The sequence below is a fragment of the Klebsiella sp. P1CD1 genome (assembly GCF_003790505.1).
In the GTDB taxonomy this organism is placed as follows: domain Bacteria; phylum Pseudomonadota; class Gammaproteobacteria; order Enterobacterales; family Enterobacteriaceae; genus Klebsiella; species Klebsiella variicola.
Genome location: NZ_CP033631.1, coordinates 5,341,583 through 5,361,837, shown reverse-complemented (window position 1 = coordinate 5,361,837; position 20,255 = coordinate 5,341,583). Strand labels below are relative to the sequence as shown.

Below are 20,255 nucleotides of genomic sequence, written 5' to 3'. Positions count from 1 at the left end.
TAAAAAAGCCGGGGGGTGGAGGATTTGCCAGCCTAAGGAATGCCGCATAGTCGACCCATCTTGAATGTGTCTTTAAGTGACAGGTTGTAACGAAGGGAGAAGGGCATGGCGAGCGTACAGCTGCGAAATGTAACGAAAGCCTGGGGCGACGTGGTGGTATCTAAAGATATCAATCTCGAGATCCAGGATGGGGAGTTCGTCGTGTTTGTTGGACCGTCGGGCTGCGGCAAATCCACCCTGCTGCGTATGATTGCCGGACTGGAAACCGTCACCAGCGGCGATCTGTTTATTGGCGATACCCGGATGAACGACGTGCCGCCAGCCGAACGTGGCATCGGCATGGTATTCCAGTCATATGCGCTTTATCCCCATCTTTCCGTTGCCGAAAATATGTCTTTCGGCCTCAAGCTGGCCGGCGCGAAAAAAGAGGTTATTAACCAGCGTGTGACTCAGGTGGCTGAGGTCTTACAGCTGGCGCATCTCCTGGAGCGTAAACCGAAAGCGCTTTCCGGTGGTCAGCGCCAGCGTGTGGCGATCGGTCGTACGCTGGTGGCAGAGCCAAGCGTCTTCCTGCTGGATGAACCGCTCTCTAACCTGGATGCCGCCCTGCGCGTCCAGATGCGTATCGAGATCTCCCGTCTGCATAAGCGACTGGCCCGCACCATGATTTATGTCACCCACGATCAGGTGGAAGCGATGACCCTCGCCGACAAGATCGTGGTTCTGGACGCCGGCCGTGTGGCGCAGGTCGGGAAACCGCTGGAGCTCTATCACTATCCGGCTGACCGCTTCGTTGCTGGCTTTATCGGTTCGCCGAAGATGAACTTCCTGCCGGTCAAAGTCACGGCGACGGCTATCGATCAGGTGCAGGTAGAACTGCCGAACCGTCAGCAAGTCTGGCTGCCGGTGGACAGCGCCAACGTTCAGGTGGGCGCCAACATGTCCTTAGGTATCCGCCCGGAGCATTTACTGCCCAGCGATATCGCCGATGTGACCCTCGAAGGCGAGGTTCAGGTCGTCGAACAGCTCGGTCATGAAACGCAAATTCATATCCAGATCCCCGCCATCCGTCAGAACCTGGTTTACCGCCAGAACGACGTGGTGTTGGTAGAAGAGGGAGCCACATTCGCCATCGGTTTGCCGCCAGAACGTTGCCACTTATTCCGTGAGGATGGCACCGCTTGTCGTCGGCTGCATAAAGAGCCGGGCGTGTAAGGCTTCCCATTAAAAAAAGGCGCGAACCCGGCAGGCGGTACACCGGCGAAGCGTTCAAAGAAAAGCAATGATCTCAGGAGATAGAATGATGATTACTCTGCGCAAACTTCCTCTGGCGGTCGCCGTCGCAGCAGGCGTAATGTCTGCTCAGGCGCTGGCTGTCGATTTCCATGGCTACGCGCGTTCCGGCATTGGCTGGACCGGCAGCGGCGGCGAGCAACAGTGCTTCAAAGCGACCGGTGCTCAAAGTAAATACCGTCTTGGTAACGAATGTGAAACCTATGCGGAACTGAAGCTGGGCCAGGAACTGTGGAAAGAAGGGGATAAGAGTTTTTATTTCGATACTAACGTTGCCTATTCCGTGAATCAGGAAGATGACTGGGAAAGCACCTCTCCGGCGTTCCGTGAAGCCAACATCCAGGGTAAAAACCTGATCGACTGGCTGCCGGGCTCCACGCTGTGGGCGGGTAAACGCTTCTATCAGCGTCATGACGTTCACATGATCGACTTCTACTACTGGGATATCTCCGGCCCGGGTGCAGGTCTGGAAAACGTTGACCTTGGCTTCGGTAAGCTCTCTCTGGCCGCTACCCGTAACTCAGAAAGCGGCGGTTCTTATACCTTCTCCAGCGATGACACCAAAAAATATGCAGCGAAAACGGCCAACGACGTCTTTGACATCCGTCTGGCGGGCCTGGAAACCAACCCGGGCGGCGTGCTGGAGTTAGGCGTCGATTACGGCCGTGCGAACCCGCAGGATGACTACCGCCTGGAAGACGGCGCGTCGAAAGACGGCTGGATGTGGACCGGTGAACATACTCAGTCCATCTGGGGCGGCTTCAACAAGTTTGTCGTTCAGTACGCGACCGACGCAATGACCTCCTGGAACAGCGGCCACTCTCAAGGGACCAGCATCGATAACAACGGCAGCATGATCCGCGTTCTGGATCACGGTGCGATGGACTTCAACGATGACTGGGGCCTGATGTACGTGGCGATGTACCAGGACGTGGACCTGGACAGCAAAAACGGTTCGACCTGGTACACCGTGGGTGTCCGTCCGATGTACAAATGGACGCCGATCATGAGCACCCAGCTGGAAATCGGTTACGACAACGTGAAATCCCAGCGTACCAGCGAAAACAACAACCAGTACAAAATTACTCTGGCTCAACAGTGGCAGGCAGGCAACAGCGTCTGGTCTCGTCCGGCTATCCGTATTTTCGCAACCTACGCGAAGTGGGATGAAAACTGGGGTTACAGCAACGCCTCCGGTCTGCAGACCAAAGACAGCAGCGGAAGCGGCATGTACACCTCCAGCCGCGGTGACGACAGCGAAGTTACCTTCGGTGCCCAGATGGAAGTGTGGTGGTAATACCGTCCGCAGGACGGGTGTAACCTGGGAGGGGCGTCAGCCCCTCCTGACTATTCAGGGTTAGCGCGCTATTGCCTGGCTACCGCTAAACCGATGCTATCCAAGGTGAGAAGAATGAAAATGAAGAAAACTCTCGTCGCTCTGTGTTTATCCGCAGGGATGTTGGCATGCGTGCCGGGGATGAGCCTTGCCGATGTTAACTTTGTACCGCAGAACACCAGCGCCGCGCCGTCTATTCCAGCCAGCGCGCTGCAGCAGCTGATCTGGACGCCTGCCGATCAATCAAAGACGCAGAGCGTTGATTTAACCACCGGCGGTCAACGCCTGGATGTCCCGGGGATCGTCGGACCGGTCGCCGCCTGGAGCGTACCGGCCAATATCGGTGAGCTGACCCTGACGCTCGACAGCGAACTGAACAAACATAAGCAGATTTTTGCGCCGAACGTGCTGATTCTGGATCAGAACATGACGCCAGCGGCGTTCTTCCCCAGCAACTACTTTACCTATCAGCAGCCGGGCGTCATGACCGCTGACCGCCTGGGCGGCGTGATGCGCCTGACCCCGGCGCTGGGCCAGCAAAAACTCTATGTGCTGGTGTTTACCACTGAAAAAGATCTCCAGCAGACCACGACCCTACTGGATCCGGCGAAAGCCTATGCCAAAGGCGCCGGCAATGCGGCCCCGGATATCCCGGATCCGATCGCTAAACATACCACCGATGGCGTGCTGAAGCTGAAAGTGAAAACCAATAGCACCTCCAGCGTGCTGGTGGGCCCGCTGTTCGGCTCCTCCGGCCCGGGTCCGGTCACCGTAGGCAATACCGCCGCGCCGGTGGCCGCGCCAGCCGCCGCTGCTGCTGCTGCGCCGGCAGCCAAAAGCGAACCGATGCTCAGCGATACCGAAACCTACTTCAACAACGGTATTAAGCAGGCGGTGAAACAAGGTGACATCGACAAAGCTCTGAAATTGATGAACGAAGCTGAGCGCCTCGGCTCGAAATCCGCTCGTTCCACCTTTATCAGCAGTGTAAAAGGCAAGGGGTAATCGTCTCCCCACAATGCTGATGTTTAGGCACAGCCTTTAGGTGCATCCTTCGGGATGCACCTTTTTTTGCACGCGCGGCAGCCTGTTGCATGGCTGTTGCGTGAATGATCGTATATTGACGTTTGCCCGCCACCAACCGCCTATTCTGCGATACAATGCTTTCACGTTATGTACCGGAGAATCAGGCATGTCCCATCCTGCGCTTACGCGACTGCGTGCGCTGCGCTATTTTGCCGTTATGCCATCCCTGGCGCCGCCCCTGAGTGACTGGCTGCTGCTGGAGGACTCAATGACCCAGCGCTTTGAGCAACAAGGAAAGCAGGTCACCGTGACCCTGATTAACGAAGGGTATATTGAGCGTGAGGCGCTGACTGACGAAGCGGCGCTGCTACCTGACGAGCCGCGCTACTGGCTGCGGGAGATTATACTCAATGCCGATGGCGAACCCTGGCTGGCCGGGCGCACGGTGGTGCCGGAGTCGACACTGTGTGGTCCGGAGCTGGCGCTACAGCAGCTCGGGCAGATCCCGCTGGGCCGATACCTGTTCACGTCGTCGACATTAAGCCGCGATTTTATTGAAATTGGTCGCGATGCAGCGCTGTGGGGGCGTCGTTCCCGCCTGCGGCTGAGCGGCAAACCCCTGCTGCTGACCGAGCTGTTTTTGCCTGCGTCGCCGTTGTACTAAGAGGAAGAAAAAATGGAGTGGAGTCTGTCGCAGAATAAGCTGTTGGCGTTTCATCGCCTGATGCGCACTGACAAACCGATCGGCGCTTTGCTGCTGCTGTGGCCGACGCTGTGGGCGCTGTGGGTGGCCTCGCCGGGCGTCCCGCCGCTGTGGATCCTGGCGGTATTCGTCGCCGGCGTCTGGCTGATGCGCGCCGCCGGCTGCGTGGTGAATGACTATGCCGATCGAAAATTTGATGGTCACGTAAAGCGTACCGCCCGTCGTCCGCTACCGAGCGGCGACGTTACCGAGAAAGAGGCGCGAACGCTGTTTATCGTTCTGGTGTTGCTCTCCTTCCTGCTGGTGCTCACCCTCAACACCATGACCATTCTGCTGTCGGTCGCGGCGCTGGCCCTGGCATGGGTCTACCCGTTTATGAAGCGCTACACTCATCTGCCGCAGGTGGTGCTGGGGGCCGCCTTTGGCTGGTCGATCCCGATGGCCTTCTCGGCCGTTAGCGAATCGCTGCCGCTGAGCTGCTGGCTGATGTTCCTCGCCAACATTCTGTGGGCGGTGGCCTACGATACCCAGTATGCGATGGTGGATCGCGATGACGACGTGAAGATCGGCATCAAGTCCACGGCGATCCTGTTCGGCGAAAACGATCGTCTGATTATCGGTATCCTGCAGGTGGCCGTGCTGGCGCTGATGGGCGCGGTGGGCTGGCTGAATGGGCTGGGCTGGGAATACTACTGGTCGTTGTTTGTCGCGGCAGGTCTGTTTGGCTGGCAGCAGAAGCTTATCTTCAATCGCGAGCGCGATAACTGCTTCAAAGCGTTTATGAACAATAACTACGTCGGGCTGGTGCTATTCCTGGGCCTGGCGATGAGCTACCTGTAATCCCCTGTCAGCTTCCCCCCGGTGTATCGGGGGGAAGCGAGGGCAGAAAACACCGCGTTACGCGTCATCCTGCGTGACGCTTTCAATCGTCAGCCGCACATCCGACGTAATCAAGTCCGCCAGCATCCGATAAACCTTCAGGGTCTCTTCCGGCTCGGCATCGCCGGTGTCGCTAATGTAGCCTTCATCGCGCAGGGTCAGCACCAGGGTGCTGAACACCGCTTTGTCGAAGAACTCCGGCGCGTTAATGCCATGCAGCACCGACAGGCGCTGGGCCACGGTACGACTCTCTTTTTCCAGCGAACTGCGGTTGATTGACGGGTTGGCGCTCAGCAGCCAGAAGGTGATGGCATAGCGCTGCAGCGTCTCGCGCGCGCCCGCGGCCAGCAGTTGCAGGGAGCGAGAGTGCGACGGATTGAGGCTCATCACCTCGCCATCGACGACGATCAGCTCCTGACGCAGCATCTCGGCAATCAATGCATCCACCACCCCGGCCAGCTCTGCTTTCTCCCAGCGCAGGAACAGCTCGGCCTTGAGGAACGGATACAGCGTTTCGACATGGCGCAGCACTTCGGTGCGGCTGAGCTGACGATGCTGAGTCACCAGGGCGGCTAACAGCGACGGTATCACCAGCATATGGGCGATGTTGTTGCGATAGTAGGTCATCAGCACCGCCTGCTCGCGCGGCAGGATGATGATATCGCCGATGGTGTCCTTCTCCACTTCGAACTTGTTCATTTGCAGCGCGTGGTCGATAAGCTCGCTGGCCGAAGCGGAAGGTGTCGTCGCATCTGGCGAATAGGGCACATTGCGCAGCAGCGCGAGGTAGCACTCCAGCTGTTGGGTGAGCTGCTCCCGGGTCAGTGAACGCTGACGCGAGGCCAGCAGCGCCGTGCAGCACAGGTTCATGGCGTTGGCCGCGCCGGCGTTGTTGATGCGCACCATCAGGTCAGCGGCGATGTTGTTCACCGTTGGCGTCAGCCAGGAAGGGCGGATGGCTTCGATCGGGTCGATGGCTTCCCGCCACTCCGGCACATGGTGGTTAAGGTAGGTCATCAGCGGCAGTGGTTCGCCGAAGTTGACATAGCCCTGGCCAAGGTTGCGCAGCTTGCTCAAGCCACGCACCATCTGCGGCAGGCTCTCTTTCTCTTTGGTGGCGCCGCGCAGCTCTTTAGCGTAGGTGCCTACTTCCATCACGTGTTCATAGCCGATGTAGATAGGCACCAGAGTGATCGGCCGGGTGCCGCCGCGCAGCATCGCCTGGATGGTCATCGACAGCGTACCGGTCTTCGGATCGAGCAGACGGCCGGTACGGGAGCGGCCGCCTTCGACGAAATACTCGACGGAATAGCCGCGGCTGAACAGCTCGCCAAGATATTCACGGAACACCGTGGAGTAGAGCTTGTTGCCCTTAAAGGTGCGACGGATGAAGAACGCGCCCAGGCGGCGGAAGATCGGCCCGGCAGGCCAGAAGTTGAGGTTGATGCCCGCCGCGATATGCGGTGGCACCAGGCCCTGATGATACAGGACGTAGGAGAGCAGCAGATAGTCCATGTGGCTGCGGTGGCAGGGGACATAGACAATCTCATGGCCGTCGTGAGCCAGCTGGCGCACGCGCTCGGCGTTATGCACGTTGATCCCCTGGTACAGGCGGTTCCAGGTGAAGCCGAGAATGCGGTCGGTCAGGCGGATCATCTCATACGAGAAGTTCGCGGCAATCTCTTCCATCAGCGCGATAGCGTTCTGCTGAGCCTTCTCATGCGAAATTTTCTTGCTGCGCGCTTCGTCTTCCACCGCGCGGGCAATCGCTTTCGAGGCCAGCAGTTTATTAAACAGATCCTGGCGAGCCGGCAGACGCGGGCCGACGGCGGCCAGGCGCTGGCGGGCAAAGTGCATCCGGGCGACGCGAGCCAGCTTCTGGGCGATGATCTTATCGGTACCGTGCTCATCCGCCATGCGGCGCAGCGACACGGAAGGCGAGAAACGCACGAAACTGTCGCGGCCGAGCCAGGAGACGGCGAAAAATTTCTGGATACCGTTCAGCATCCGCAGCGGCGGATTGACTTCCCCTTTCTCACGACCCGGCGAGCGGCCGAACATCACCGAGACCGGCACCATTTGCACATCGAGGTCCGGATGGTTGCGGTGCAGATCGAGGTAGTCGTGGAACAGCTTGATGGACTCTTCTTTTGGCGTGTAATAGGTAAATACGCGCGGCCCACCGTGGATGAATACGTAACGCGGCAGCAGCGCGCCGTCGATCTCCAGCGGTTCAAGCGGATCGGGTAAATCATGCGCCAGGCATTGGGCGCGCAGCGTCAGCAGGTCCGCCTTGGAATTATAGGGCAGGACGTACATGACCGGACGCGAGGTATCGAGTCCTAATTCCTGGGCAGGCTCTGCCGGAATAGACTTGCTTTTTACCAGCACCCGTAATGGTAAATTCAGTAATTTATAGTAAATTCGTTGCCAGCCGGACATAAACGATGTGAAGCCTCTGGTTAATCATGCAAATGCGCGGCAAGAATAACAGAAAGTGGGCAAAATTTCCGTTACCACGCGGCAAACGCGTACACTCATCGACGTCATTTACGTAAAAAGGTTTTGTGATGGCCAATAATACCACCGGGTTAACCCGAATCATTAAGGCGGCAGGTTACTCCTGGAAAGGATTTCGCGCAGCGTGGATCAACGAGGCCGCGTTTCGTCAGGAAGGTATCGCCGCCATCGTGGCCGTCGCGATAGCCTGCTGGCTGGACGTCGACGCCATCACCCGCGTATTGCTGATTGGGTCGGTCCTGCTAGTGATGATAGTCGAAATTCTCAACAGCGCGATTGAGGCGGTCGTGGACCGTATTGGCTCGGAATATCATGAGCTTTCAGGGCGCGCCAAAGACATGGGGTCGGCGGCGGTCCTGCTGGCGATTATCATCGCGCTGATCACCTGGGGAACGCTGCTGTGGAGCCATTATCACTAACGTTCTTCGCTAAGCCTCGCAAAATATAAACAATCTGCCGATTTTTGTGTGCCATGTGGTTCCAAAATCACCGGTAGCTGTATATACTCACAGCATAACTGTATATACACCCAGGGGGCGGAATGAAAGCGTTAACGACCAGGCAGCAAGAGGTGTTTGATCTCATTCGGGATCATATCAGCCAGACGGGCATGCCGCCGACGCGTGCGGAAATTGCTCAGCGCTTGGGGTTCCGTTCCCCAAACGCGGCGGAAGAACACCTGAAAGCGCTGGCGCGTAAAGGCGCGATCGAGATCGTCTCCGGTGCTTCTCGCGGTATCCGCCTGCTGACGGAAGAAGAACATGGCCTGCCGCTGATCGGCCGCGTCGCCGCCGGCGAGCCGCTGCTGGCGCAGCAGCACATTGAGGGGCACTATCAGGTCGACCCGTCGATGTTTAAACCCAACGCGGATTTCCTGCTGCGCGTCAGCGGCATGTCGATGAAAGACATCGGTATCCTTGATGGCGATCTGCTGGCGGTCCACAAAACCCAGGACGTGCGTAACGGCCAGGTGGTGGTAGCGCGCATTGACGACGAAGTGACGGTGAAGCGCCTGAAAAAGCAGGGTAACGTCGTCGAACTGTTGCCGGAAAACAGCGAATTTACCCCTATCGTTGTCGATCTGCGTCAGCAGAGTTTTACCATTGAGGGGCTGGCCGTTGGCGTGATCCGTAACGGAGAATGGCTGTAGCGCCTGCCCCTGCGCAGCGTCATCTGATGCATGACGCTGCGACGTTTGTCCTCAATCAGGTCTCCGAACATGCTGCTCAACGCTGCCGATAAAGCGCTGTGGCGCCTTGCGATCCCGATGATTTTCTCCAATATCACCGTCCCGCTGCTGGGGCTGGTGGATACCGCGGTGATCGGCCACCTTGACAGCCCGGTATACCTCGGCGGCGTCGCGGTTGGGGCGACGGCTACCAGTTTCCTCTTCATGCTGCTGCTGTTTTTGCGCATGAGCACCACCGGGCTCACCGCTCAGGCCTGGGGTGCCAAAGATCCGCTGCGACTGGCGCGGGCGCTGGTGCAGCCGCTGGCTCTGGCGCTGGGCGCCGGGGTTCTCATCATCCTGTTTCGCCTGCCGCTGATTAACCTCGCTCTGCATATTGTCGGCGGCAGTGAGGCGGTGCTTGAGCAGGCGAGACGGTTTCTCGAAATCCGCTGGCTCAGCGCCCCCGCCTCGCTGGCCAATCTGGTGCTGCTCGGCTGGCTGCTGGGAGTCCAGTACGCCCGGGCGCCGGTGATTCTGCTGGTGGTCGGTAATCTGCTCAATATTGTGCTCGACCTGTGGCTGGTGATGGGCCTGCGGATGAACGTCCAGGGGGCGGCGCTGGCCACGGTCACCGCGGAGTATGCCACTCTCATTATTGGCCTGATGATGGCGAAGCGGGTGCTGACGCTGCGCGGCGTGTCGCTGGCAATGCTGAAAAACGCCTGGCGCGGGGATCTGCGCCGTCTGCTGGCGTTGAATCGGGACATCATGCTGCGTTCCCTGCTGCTACAGCTGTGCTTTGGCGCGCTGACCGTGTACGGCGCGCGTCTGGGCAGCGACATTGTGGCCGTCAATGCGGTACTGATGACCATGCTGACCTTTACCGCCTATGCGCTGGATGGTTTTGCCTATGCCGTGGAGGCCCACTCCGGCCAGGCCTACGGCGCGCGCGACGGCAGCCAGCTGCTGGAAGTCTGGCGGGCGGCCTGCCGGCAGTCTGGCATGGTGGCGCTGGCGTTTGCCCTGATTTATAGCCTGGCGGGGGAGTACATCATCGCCCTGTTAACCTCGCTGCCTTCTCTGCAGCAGCTGGCCGATCGCTATCTGATCTGGCAGGCCATCCTGCCGGTGGTGGGCGTCTGGTGCTATCTGCTGGACGGCATGTTTATCGGCGCCACACGCGGCGCGGAGATGCGGAACAGCATGGCGGTCGCCGCGGCGGGGTTTGCTGTAACGCTGCTTTCGGTCCCGCTGCTCGGTAACCACGGTCTGTGGCTGGCGCTGGCGGTGTTCCTCGCCCTGCGCGGCCTGTCTCTGGCGCTGATCTGGCGTCGCCACTGGCGACACGGCACCTGGTTTAGCTAGTCATTGCCGTTCATCACGGCCATCTATGAATTCCCGCAGTTGCGCGCCGCTTACCGGGGCAACTCAGTAGCCCGGCTCAGCGTAGCGCAAGCCGGGAAAATCGCCTCAGCCTTACCCATCGGTATGATGGTTAAAAATTCCGAATAACGAATCGGTACCAGCATTCTCATCTATAGTTAATACCATGTCCGGTACAAAACGGGCTGTAAACCCACCGAATGATGAGGACGTTATCATGAATAAAGACGAAATCGGCGGTAACTGGAAACAGTTGAAAGGTAAAGCCAAGGAACAGTGGGGCAAACTTACCGATGATGATATGACCGTGATCGAAGGTAAGCGCGATCAGCTGGTCGGTAAAATTCAGGAACGGTACGGCTATGCGAAGGATCAGGCTGAGAAAGAAGTCTCAGACTGGGAGCATAAAAACGACTACCGCTGGTAGCGTTCCGTGGCTCAAAGAATAAAGCATTTGTGTTAGTGCCTGTCTGAATGGCGTAAGGATGCGCCGTTAACCCTGTTTCCCGCTGCGGCTGACGCTCAGCGGGCTTTCTTTTTCAGCTGAATGGAATGGTCGTGCTGGCAGTGTCCCGGCGTGCTGCAGGCTTCGACTTCCACGCAGTCTGCACAAAGGCCGTGAGCTTCAATCACGTTGTGGCGCAGGGCAAAGCCCATTCTGGCCGCTAACGTATGCATGATATCTTCCACCCCTTCCGCCGCCTCTTCCTTCACCACGCCACAGCGGTCACAGATAAACATGGCTGAGCTATGGGTCGGCTGGTCAAAGAGATGGCACAGCACATAGCTGTTGGTCGATTCAACCTTATGAACAAAACCCTGCTCGAGTAAAAACTCCAGCGCGCGGTAAACCGTCGGCGGTTTAGCCTGCGGCTCTTTGTCACGCAGGAGATCCAGCAGATCGTAGGCGCTGATCGCCCCTTGTTGCAGGCTCATCAGGCGCAACACCTCCAGACGCTGTGGGGTCAGGCGTACGCCGCGCTGCGCGCATAGCTTTTCAGCATGCGCTAACATCTCTTGCGAAGGGGTCTTATCCATGAGCATCCTCGGGTTGTGTGAATTTGAATCTGTTACTTTATCACGTTCCTCAGAAAACACCGAGAGCCGGCAGGTGATACGGGTCATACTTCAGATTGTCGGTACCTGCGCCAGTTCCGGGTGCTGGCCGCTGACTTTCGTGCAGACTACGCCTTAGTCGATCGCTAAAACCGTCCTGCCCGATTTAATCGCAACACGCATGACCCTGGGTATGCTATATCTGAAGTGTCTCATTTTCGGGAGAAAACGATGAAACGACCTGATTGCATTCGCCACTGGCGCGAACTGGAAGGGCCCGACGATGCCACTTATCCCGACAGCCCGGAGCGTTTTTCGATTGGCGCGCCGCTGGGGCGCGGTTTACGTCTCAACCGGCTGGGGATCCACCACGAGCGACTGCCGCCCGGGCGGCGCACCTCGTACCCGCACGCGGAGAGCGATGAGGAAGAGTTCATCTACGTGCTGGAGGGCTATCCGGAAGTGTGGATAAACGGCTATCTCTGGAAGCTGGAGCCAGGGGACAGCGTGGGTTTTCCCGCGGGTACCGGTATCTGCCACACTTTTCTCAATAACACCGAGCAGGAGGTTCGTCTGCTGGTGGTGGGCGAGGCCAACAAGAAATACAACCGCATCTATTATCCGCTCAATCCAGGCTATGCCGCGACGCGCCAGGATCGCTGGGTTGACCATCCGCCGCAATTCTTCGGTCCACACGACGGCAAGCCGCGGAAAAAGTAATCGACCCGGGGAAGGGGCGAAGCGCGGCGCACTATGCGCCTGTGGTTTATCTTTGTGCTATAGTAGCGCCCCTTTTTACCCGGATGCTTATTTATTCGCCATGATGCCTGAATCAACGTCACCTGTTTTCCCTGCTCACCGCTTCTCCATCGCGCCGATGCTCGACTGGACTGACCGACACTGCCGCTACTTCCTGCGGCTGCTGTCGCGGCATACGCTGCTGTATACCGAAATGGTGACCACGGGGGCGATTATTCACGGCAAAGGTGACTATCTGGCCTATAGCGAAGAAGAGCACCCGGTTGCTCTGCAGCTCGGCGGCAGCGATCCGCAGGCCCTGGCGCAGTGCGCGAAGCTGGCTGAAGCGCGTGGCTACGATGAGATCAATCTCAACGTCGGCTGCCCCTCCGACCGCGTGCAGAACGGGATGTTTGGCGCCTGTCTGATGGGCAATGCGCCACTGGTGGCCGACTGCATCAAGGCGATGCGCGATGTGGTGTCGATTCCGGTCACGGTGAAAACCCGTATCGGGATTGACGATCAGGATAGCTATGAGTTTCTATGCGAATTCATTGAGACGGTCTCCGGCAAGGGCGAGTGTGAGATGTTTATTATTCACGCCCGCAAAGCCTGGCTCTCCGGCCTGAGCCCAAAAGAGAACCGCGAGATCCCGCCGCTGGATTACCCCCGTGTCTGGCAGCTGAAGCGCGACTTCCCTCACCTGACGATGGCGATTAATGGCGGGATCAAATCGCTGGACGAAGCCAGACTGCAGCTTGAACATATGGATGGGGTAATGGTCGGGCGTGAGGCCTATCAGAACCCGGGTATTCTGGCCTCGGTCGACCGCGAAATTTTCGGCACCACCGGCGCGGATGCCGATCCGGTGGCGGTGGTGCGAGCCATGTACCCGTATATTGAGCGCGAGCTCAGCAATGGCACCTATCTGGGCCATATTACCCGCCATATGCTGGGGCTGTTTCAGGGGATCCCCGGCGCTCGCCAGTGGCGTCGCTACCTGAGCGAGAACGCGCATAAAGCCGGCGCCGATATTGCGGTGCTGGAGCATGCGCTGAAGCTGGTGGCCGATAAACGTTAATTTCTGACGAAAACCTGGTGAAATTGACCACGCCTCGCGCACTGACGCGGGGCGTTTTCTTTTAAAGTCAAATGCTTATGTTTGGCATGCTTTTTGTAATACCTGCAGAGTGAAGTATTCATTCGTTGGGGAGAGAACCATGCTGGAACTGCTATTTGTCATTGGATTTTTTGTCATGCTGTTGGTGACCGGCGTATCGCTGCTGGGGATTATCGCGGCTATCGTGGTCGCTACCGCGCTGATGTTCGTCGGCGGCTTGTTCGCCTTGATGATCAAATTACTGCCGTGGTTGCTGCTGGCCGTGGTGGTGGTGTGGATTATTCGGGCGCTGAAATCCCCGAACGGAAACGCTTTTCGCGACAATAACCGTTGGCGTTACTAAGGTATTGAGGGGTCTGTCACAACCTGAACAATTTTGCAGACAACCGCGTAGGCATTACTGAGCAAATCTGTCACTATTAGCGCGTTAACGAATTCATCGCGCTGTACCCTACATACAGCCGAACTAAAAAAAAGTAAGGGCTTCCCAGGTGGAAGCCCTAAACTTTTGTCCCTTTGTCCGCTTACGGCAGCAGCAGACTAGACCCCTGAGTTACCCGGCTTTCCAGAACTTCATGCGCCCGACGGGCCTCGGTCAGCGGATAGGTCTGACTCTCGGGTACGTCCACTTTGATTACCCCACTGGCGATCAGTGAAAACAGTTCACTGCAGGCTTCCGCCAGCTCTTCCCGGTTGGTGATATAGCCCTGCAGCGATGGGCGGGTGACGTACAGAGAACCTTTCTGATTCAGGATCCCCAGATTGACGCCGGTCACCGGGCCGGAGGAGTTGCCAAAGCTGACCATCAGGCCGCGTCGCTGCAGGCAGTCCAGAGAGGCTTCCCAGGTATCTTTCCCCACCGAGTCGTAGACCACGGCCACTTTCTTACCGTCGGTAAGCGCCTTGAGCCGCTCCACGATTTGCTCTTCGCGATAGTTAATCACCTGCCAGGCGCCAGCCTCTTTGGCACGCTGGGCTTTCTGCGCGCTGCCGACGGTGCCGATAAGTTTCGCGCCCAGCGCTTTCGCCCACTGACAGGCAATCAGCCCCACGCCGCCGGCGGCCGCGTGAAACAGGAATACTTCATTAGGCTTAATTTCATAGGTTTTGCGCAGCAGATACCACACCGTCAATCCTTTCAGGAACGATGCCGCGGCCTGTTCGAAAGAGATGGCGTCCGGCAGGACCGCGGCTTTGTCGGCCAGCACATTGTGTACCGTGCTGTAGGCGCCGAGCGCCGACTGCGCGTACACCACCCGATCGCCTACCTTAATGTGCGTTACCCCATGGCCAACTTTACTGACGACGCCGGCTGCCTCGGTGCCCAGACCGCTCGGCAGCGATGGTGGCGGATAGAGGCCGCTACGAACATAGGTGTCGATATAGTTGATACCGATGGCTTTGTTTTCGACCTGAATTTCATGTTCCGCAGGATCGCGGGGCGTGAACTCAACCGCCTGAAGCACCTCCGGCCCGCCGTGTTTTGAAAATTCGATGCGTGTTGCCATGTTCGCTCCTGTGTTGTTCTGAGATTATCCAGTAAGCTTAACAGCCTGCGGCGGCGGTGACGGATTTTCTTATCCGCCTCAGGCCTGCCACGCTTAATGGGTTCTTTAGCGGCAATGGCTTTCTCGCTATACTGTCACGCTCTTTTCCGTATCGGTGAAATGTTAGGCTATGGCAGGAAATAAACCCTTCAACAAACCACAGACAGAAACCCGCGAACGCGATCCGCAGCTCGCCGGGCTGAAAGTCCCGCCGCACTCGATTGAAGCGGAGCAGTCGGTGTTGGGCGGTTTAATGCTGGATAACGAGCGCTGGGACGACGTCGCCGAACGCGTGGTGTCGGAAGATTTCTATACTCGTCCGCATCGTCATATCTTTACCGAGATGGCGCGTCTGCAGGAGTCAGGTAGCCCGATTGACCTGATCACCCTTGCGGAGTCGCTGGAGCGTCAGGGGCAGCTGGACAGCGTCGGCGGCTTCGCCTACCTGGCCGAACTGTCCAAAAACACGCCCAGCGCGGCGAACATCAGCGCCTATGCTGACATCGTGCGCGAACGCGCGGTCGTGCGCGAGATGATTTCGGTGGCCAACGAGATCGCCGAAGCCGGCTTCGACCCGCAGGGGCGAACCAGCGAAGATCTGCTCGATCTCGCCGAATCCCGGGTTTTCAAAATCGCCGAAAGCCGGGCCAATAAAGACGAAGGGCCGAAAAACATCGCCGATGTGCTTGATGCCACCGTCGCCCGTATCGAACAGCTGTTCCAGCAGCCGCATGACGGTGTCACCGGGGTGAATACCGGCTACGACGACCTCAACAAAAAGACCGCTGGCCTGCAGCCGTCGGATCTGATTATCGTCGCCGCCCGTCCGTCGATGGGTAAAACGACCTTCGCGATGAACCTCGTGGAAAACGCGGCAATGCTGCAGGATAAGCCGGTACTCATCTTCAGTCTTGAGATGCCCTCGGAACAGATCATGATGCGTTCTCTGGCCTCGCTGTCGCGCGTCGATCAGACCCGCATTCGTACCGGTCAACTGGACGATGAAGACTGGGCGCGGATCTCCGGCACCATGGGCATCCTGCTGGAAAAACGCAATATCTATATCGATGACTCCTCCGGCTTGACGCCGACGGAAGTGCGCTCCCGCGCGCGGCGTATCGCCCGTGAGCACGGCGGCATCGGACTTATCATGATCGACTACCTGCAGCTGATGCGCGTGCCGTCGCTCTCCGACAACCGTACCCTTGAGATCGCCGAAATCTCCCGCTCGCTGAAGGCGCTGGCGAAAGAGCTGCAGGTGCCGGTGGTGGCGCTGTCGCAGCTGAACCGCTCGCTGGAACAGCGCGCCGATAAACGCCCGGTCAACTCCGACCTGCGTGAGTCCGGATCCATTGAACAGGATGCCGACTTGATCATGTTCATTTACCGTGATGAGGTTTATCACGAGAACAGCGATCTTAAAGGCATCGCGGAAATTATCATTGGTAAACAACGTAACGGCCCGATCGGCACCGTGCGACTGACCTTTAACGGCCAGTGGTCGCGTTTCGATAATTATGCCGGCCCTCAGTATGACGATGAGTAAACCTCTGTCTGTCTTTTTTTAAGGAATTCAAATGCAAGCGGCAACTGTAGTTATCAACCGCCGCGCTCTGCGACACAACCTGCAACGTCTGCGTGACCTGGCGCCTGCCAGCAAACTGGTTGCGGTGGTGAAAGCGAACGCCTACGGACACGGCCTCCTTGAGACCGCGCGAACGCTGACCGACGCCGACGCCTTTGGCGTCGCCCGCCTGGAAGAGGCGCTGCGCCTGCGAGCAGGAGGCATCGCCCAGCCGATCCTCCTGCTGGAAGGCTTTTTTGCTGCGGAAGACCTGGCGGTGATCGCCGCCCAGCGCCTGCATACGGCGGTGCATAGCCCCGAACAGCTGGCGGCGCTGGAGCAAGCCGATCTCCCCGAGCCGGTAACCGTGTGGATGAAGCTGGATACCGGCATGCATCGCTTAGGGGTGCGCCCGGAGGAAGCCGAGGCGTTTTATCAGCGTCTGAGCCAGTGTAAAAACGTCCGCCAGCCGGTGAACGTGGTGAGCCATTTCGCCCGCGCCGATGAGCCGACCTGCGGCGCCACCGAACGCCAGCTGGATATCTTCACCACCTTTACCGAAGGCAAACCGGGGCTGCGCTCTATCGCCGCCTCGGGCGGCATTCTGCTGTGGCCGCAATCGCATTACGACTGGGTGCGCCCCGGGATTATCCTGTATGGCGTGTCGCCGCTGGACGATCGCTCCACCGGGAAAGATTTTGGCTGCCAGCCGGTGATGACCCTGACGTCCAGCCTGATTGCGGTGCGCGAGCATAAAGCAGGGGAGCCCGTCGGCTACGGCGGCACCTGGATCAGCGAACGCGATACCCGTCTCGGCGTGGTGGCGATGGGCTATGGCGACGGTTATCCGCGCGCCGCGCCGTCGGGCACGCCGGTGCTGGTCAATGGCCGGGAAGTGCCGATTGTCGGCCGGGTAGCGATGGATATGATCTGCGTTGACCTCGGACCGCAGGCCCAGGATAAAGCCGGCGACGCGGTAGTGCTATGGGGAGAGGGGCTCCCGGTAGAGCGCATCGCCGAGATAACGAAAGTGAGTGCTTACGAACTTATTACGCGACTGACCTCCCGCGTCGCCATGAAATACCTCGACTAAGCACCAGCCGTACCGGATAACCCTGATGTTATCCGGTACGCCATCGGCACAGCCGCGAGCGAATAAGCGGTTTATGCCACCTCGCGGTCATTTTCCCCTCAACATCCTCTCGACCTGCCGTCATATCCGGTTTATTGTGTAAGAACCTGCCCTATGTAAACCTGGAGATACATCGCGTGTTTCAAAAAGTTGACGCCTACGCCGGCGACCCTATTCTTTCTCTGATGGAACGCTTCAAAGAAGATCCGCGAAGCGACAAAGTCAACCTGAGTATCGGGCTGTACTACAACGATGACGGCATTATCCCGCAGCTGCAGGCGGTGGCGGAAGCGGAAGCACGCCTGAACGCCGGGCCGCATGGCGCCTCGCTGTATCTGCCGATGGAAGGGTTGAGCGGCTACCGTCAGGCGATTGCGCCGCTGCTGTTTGGCGCAGAGCATACCGCGCTTAAGCAAAACCGCATTGCCTCCATTCAGACGGTCGGCGGTTCGGGCGCGCTGAAGGTCGGGGCCGACTTCCTCAAACGCTACTTTCCGGAGTCTCATGTCTGGGTCAGCGATCCGACCTGGGAAAACCACATCGCCATTTTTGAAGGGGCTGGCTTCGAAGTAAGTACTTACCCCTGGTTTGACAAAGCCACCAACGGCGTGCGCTTTGAGGACCTGCTGGCGACGCTGCAAACGCTGCCGGCGCGCGATATTGTGCTGCTGCACCCTTGCTGCCACAACCCGACCGGCGCCGACCTGACGCCAGCCCAGTGGGACCGCGTGGTTGAGGTATTACAAGCGCGTCAGCTGATCCCCTTCCTCGACATCGCCTACCAGGGCTTTGGCGGGGGGCTGGAAGAGGATGCTTACGCCATTCGCGCCATCGCCAGCGCCGGGATGCCGATGCTGGTCAGCAACTCGTTCTCCAAGATTTTCTCCCTGTACGGGGAGCGTGTCGGCGGCCTGTCAGTGGTCTGTGAAGACAGCGAAACTGCAGGCCGCGTGCTGGGTCAGCTGAAGGCCACCGTGCGCCGCAACTACTCCAGCCCGCCAAGCTTTGGCGCGCAGGTGGTGGCGACGGTGCTGAACGATGCAGCTCTGAAAGCTACCTGGCAGGCGGAAGTGGACGCCATGCGCGCGCACATCCTGACCATGCGCCAGGCGCTGGTCGACGCGCTGCAGCAGGTTGCTCCGGGCAGCAAGGTGGATTACCTGCTTAAGCAGCGCGGGATGTTCAGCTACACCGGCTTCAGCGCAGCGCAGGTCGATCGTCTGCGCGACGAGTTTGGCGTCTACCTGATTGCCAGCGGTCGTATGTGCGTGGCAGGGTTAAACTCACGTAATGTTCAGCAGGTGGCGAAAGCCTTTGCTGCGGTGATGTAAGCCGCTCTCCAGTGGGTTGCCGCTGCCGGTCAACGGGCAGCGGCAACCTCCTCTCTGATTGTGATCATCCTCTTTTTCTATGACATCTACGCGAAAAAGGCTTTTCATCCACGCGATCGGCGGGTAAGGTCGGGGCGTTGCTAAGCATGCACATTATTAAAAATAATAATGATTGATAGATTTAGGGATAAATATGCGCAAACTTACTCTCGCCTTTGCGGCGGCTTCTCTTTTGTTCACGCTGAACAGCGCCGTTGTGGCGCGCGCCTCTACGCCACAGCCGCTGTGGGTGGGCACCAATGTGGCCCAGCTGGCCGAGCAGGCGCCGATCCACTGGGTTTCGGTGGCGCAAATCGAGAACAGCCTGCTGGGGCGGCCGCCGATGGCCGTCGGCTTTGATATCGATGACACCGTCCTCTTCTCCAGTCCGGGCTTCTGGCGCGGGCAAAAAACTTTCTCCCCCGGCAGTGAGGATTACCTGAAAAACCCGCAGTTCTGGGAAAAAATGAACAACGGCTGGGATGAATTCAGCATGCCGAAAGAGGTGGCGCGCCAGCTGATTGCGATGCATGTGAAGCGTGGGGACAGCATTTGGTTCGTCACCGGCCGCAGCCAGACCAAAACAGAAACCGTTTCTAAAACCCTGCAGGATGATTTTCTCATTCCGGCCGCCAATATGAATCCGGTGATTTTCGCCGGTGATAAGCCTGGCCAGAACACCAAGACCCAGTGGCTGCAGGCGAAGCAGATAAAGGTTTTCTACGGCGATTCGGATAACGACATCACCGCTGCCCGTGAGGCCGGCGCCCGTGGGATCCGCGTGCTGCGGGCCGCCAACTCCTCCTATAAGCCGCTGCCGATGGCCGGGGCGCTGGGCGAAGAAGTGATCGTCAATTCCGAATACTGACGATCGCCTGAACGCGATAAACGGCAGCGGTAGCGCTGCCGTTTTTTTATGCAAAATCAGGGGTGGAAGGTTTTACCTTTTCACGTATTGCTGCACACTTAGAAGGATTCATTCGCAAAAGGAGTCGATGATGTGGTATCAGCAAACCCTGACGCTTGGGCCAAAATCCCGCGGTTTTCATCTGGTCACCGATGAGGTCCTCGGTCAGATTCGCGGGCTGTCCGGGGTGAAGGTTGGCCTGCTGCACCTCCTGCTCCAGCATACTTCCGCTTCCCTGACGCTCAACGAAAACTGCGATCCCACCGTCCGCTATGACATGGAGCAGTATTTTCTCAACGCCGTGCCGGACAATGCGCCGTACGAACATGATTATGAAGGTCCTGACGATATGCCTTCGCACATCAAATCATCGATGCTTGGCGTGTCGCTGATGCTGCCGGTCGAGGACGGGCGCGTCAGGCTGGGAACCTGGCAGGGCATCTGGCTGGGGGAGCATCGGATACACGGCGGTTCGCGGCACATCGTTGCGACGCTCATGGGGGAATAAAA

The 20,255-nt window shown here is 58.4% G+C and carries 20 protein-coding genes; 17 read left to right on the top strand and 3 right to left on the bottom strand.

Features of this window, described 5'->3' with window-relative positions; translation table 11 throughout:
• Positions 1-105 precede the first annotated feature (105 nt).
• From malK to ubiA, 5 genes are all read left to right on the top strand, one after another.
• Entirely contained in the window at positions 106-1,215 is a 1,110-nt protein-coding gene (gene malK, locus DTA24_RS26490) for a maltose/maltodextrin ABC transporter ATP-binding protein MalK (RefSeq protein ID WP_008807312.1), read from the top strand.
• An 85-nt stretch (positions 1,216-1,300) separates the two neighbouring features.
• Positions 1,301-2,590, top strand: a complete 1,290-nt coding sequence (locus DTA24_RS26485) for a maltoporin (RefSeq protein ID WP_008807311.1) — start codon at positions 1,301-1,303, stop codon at positions 2,588-2,590.
• 114 nt (positions 2,591-2,704) lie between these two features.
• Positions 2,705-3,634, top strand: a complete 930-nt coding sequence (gene malM / locus DTA24_RS26480) for a maltose operon protein MalM (protein WP_008807310.1) — start codon at positions 2,705-2,707, stop codon at positions 3,632-3,634.
• 187 nt (positions 3,635-3,821) lie between these two features.
• Complete coding sequence (ubiC, locus tag DTA24_RS26475; protein ID WP_022065222.1) at positions 3,822-4,319, top strand: chorismate lyase; 498 nt, start codon at positions 3,822-3,824, stop codon at positions 4,317-4,319.
• Positions 4,320-4,331: 12 nt separating this feature from the next.
• Complete coding sequence (gene ubiA, locus DTA24_RS26470; protein WP_008807308.1) at positions 4,332-5,198, top strand: 4-hydroxybenzoate octaprenyltransferase; 867 nt, start codon at positions 4,332-4,334, stop codon at positions 5,196-5,198.
• Positions 5,199-5,255: 57 nt separating this feature from the next.
• Here ubiA and plsB read toward each other — a convergent pair whose 3' ends face one another.
• Positions 5,256-7,679, bottom strand: coding sequence for a glycerol-3-phosphate 1-O-acyltransferase PlsB (gene plsB, locus DTA24_RS26465; RefSeq protein WP_008807307.1), 2,424 nt, complete (start codon positions 7,677-7,679; stop codon positions 5,256-5,258).
• A gap of 128 nt (positions 7,680-7,807) precedes the next feature.
• Here plsB and DTA24_RS26460 point away from each other — a divergent pair, with 128 nt between their 5' ends.
• From DTA24_RS26460 to DTA24_RS26445, 4 genes are all read left to right on the top strand, one after another.
• Positions 7,808-8,176, top strand: a complete 369-nt coding sequence (locus DTA24_RS26460; protein WP_008807306.1) for a diacylglycerol kinase — start codon at positions 7,808-7,810, stop codon at positions 8,174-8,176.
• Between the two features lie 122 nt (positions 8,177-8,298).
• Positions 8,299-8,907 carry a transcriptional repressor LexA gene (gene lexA, locus DTA24_RS26455; RefSeq protein WP_004206291.1) on the top strand — a complete coding sequence of 203 codons (609 nt, stop codon included), beginning with the start codon at positions 8,299-8,301 and terminating at the stop codon, positions 8,905-8,907.
• Positions 8,908-8,976: 69 nt separating this feature from the next.
• Complete coding sequence (gene dinF / locus DTA24_RS26450) at positions 8,977-10,293, top strand: MATE family efflux transporter DinF (RefSeq protein ID WP_008807305.1); 1,317 nt, start codon at positions 8,977-8,979, stop codon at positions 10,291-10,293.
• A 235-nt stretch (positions 10,294-10,528) separates the two neighbouring features.
• Positions 10,529-10,738 carry a CsbD family protein gene (locus tag DTA24_RS26445; protein ID WP_004206293.1) on the top strand — a complete coding sequence of 70 codons (210 nt, stop codon included), beginning with the start codon at positions 10,529-10,531 and terminating at the stop codon, positions 10,736-10,738.
• Positions 10,739-10,833: 95 nt separating this feature from the next.
• Here the strand turns inward: DTA24_RS26445 and zur are convergent, their stop codons facing one another.
• A complete protein-coding gene (gene zur / locus DTA24_RS26440; protein ID WP_012543190.1) occupies positions 10,834-11,349 on the bottom strand; it encodes a zinc uptake transcriptional repressor Zur in 516 nt (171 codons plus the stop codon).
• A gap of 249 nt (positions 11,350-11,598) precedes the next feature.
• On the opposite strand from zur, the gene DTA24_RS26435 reads away from it, so the two are divergent.
• The 3 genes from DTA24_RS26435 to pspG all read left to right on the top strand — a co-directional run bounded on the left by DTA24_RS26435 (position 11,599) and on the right by pspG (position 13,568).
• Positions 11,599-12,087 (top strand): cupin domain-containing protein, encoded by a 489-nt coding sequence (locus DTA24_RS26435; RefSeq protein WP_002884935.1) that lies wholly within the window; start codon positions 11,599-11,601, stop codon positions 12,085-12,087.
• Between the two features lie 100 nt (positions 12,088-12,187).
• Positions 12,188-13,186 carry a tRNA dihydrouridine(20/20a) synthase DusA gene (dusA, locus tag DTA24_RS26430; RefSeq protein WP_100751362.1) on the top strand — a complete coding sequence of 333 codons (999 nt, stop codon included), beginning with the start codon at positions 12,188-12,190 and terminating at the stop codon, positions 13,184-13,186.
• A 139-nt stretch (positions 13,187-13,325) separates the two neighbouring features.
• Complete coding sequence (gene pspG, locus DTA24_RS26425) at positions 13,326-13,568, top strand: envelope stress response protein PspG (protein WP_012543188.1); 243 nt, start codon at positions 13,326-13,328, stop codon at positions 13,566-13,568.
• A 181-nt stretch (positions 13,569-13,749) separates the two neighbouring features.
• Here pspG and DTA24_RS26420 read toward each other — a convergent pair whose 3' ends face one another.
• Positions 13,750-14,733 carry a quinone oxidoreductase gene (locus tag DTA24_RS26420; RefSeq protein ID WP_008807300.1) on the bottom strand — a complete coding sequence of 328 codons (984 nt, stop codon included), beginning with the start codon at positions 14,731-14,733 and terminating at the stop codon, positions 13,750-13,752.
• A 169-nt stretch (positions 14,734-14,902) separates the two neighbouring features.
• Here DTA24_RS26420 and dnaB point away from each other — a divergent pair, with 169 nt between their 5' ends.
• The 5 genes from dnaB to DTA24_RS26395 all read left to right on the top strand — a co-directional run bounded on the left by dnaB (position 14,903) and on the right by DTA24_RS26395 (position 20,253).
• The gene (dnaB, locus tag DTA24_RS26415) at positions 14,903-16,318 is read left to right on the top strand and encodes a replicative DNA helicase (protein ID WP_008807299.1); all 1,416 of its coding nucleotides are present in this window, start codon (positions 14,903-14,905) and stop codon (positions 16,316-16,318) included.
• 31 nt (positions 16,319-16,349) lie between these two features.
• Positions 16,350-17,429, top strand: coding sequence for an alanine racemase (gene alr / locus DTA24_RS26410; RefSeq protein ID WP_008807298.1), 1,080 nt, complete (start codon positions 16,350-16,352; stop codon positions 17,427-17,429).
• A gap of 176 nt (positions 17,430-17,605) precedes the next feature.
• On the top strand, positions 17,606-18,799 hold the full coding sequence (tyrB, locus tag DTA24_RS26405) for an aromatic amino acid transaminase (protein ID WP_008807297.1): 1,194 nt from the start codon (positions 17,606-17,608) through the stop codon (positions 18,797-18,799).
• Positions 18,800-18,992: 193 nt separating this feature from the next.
• Positions 18,993-19,706 (top strand): acid phosphatase AphA, encoded by a 714-nt coding sequence (gene aphA, locus DTA24_RS26400; protein WP_008807296.1) that lies wholly within the window; start codon positions 18,993-18,995, stop codon positions 19,704-19,706.
• A 130-nt stretch (positions 19,707-19,836) separates the two neighbouring features.
• The gene (locus DTA24_RS26395; RefSeq protein ID WP_008807295.1) at positions 19,837-20,253 is read left to right on the top strand and encodes a secondary thiamine-phosphate synthase enzyme YjbQ; all 417 of its coding nucleotides are present in this window, start codon (positions 19,837-19,839) and stop codon (positions 20,251-20,253) included.
• Positions 20,254-20,255: the final 2 nt, after the last annotated feature.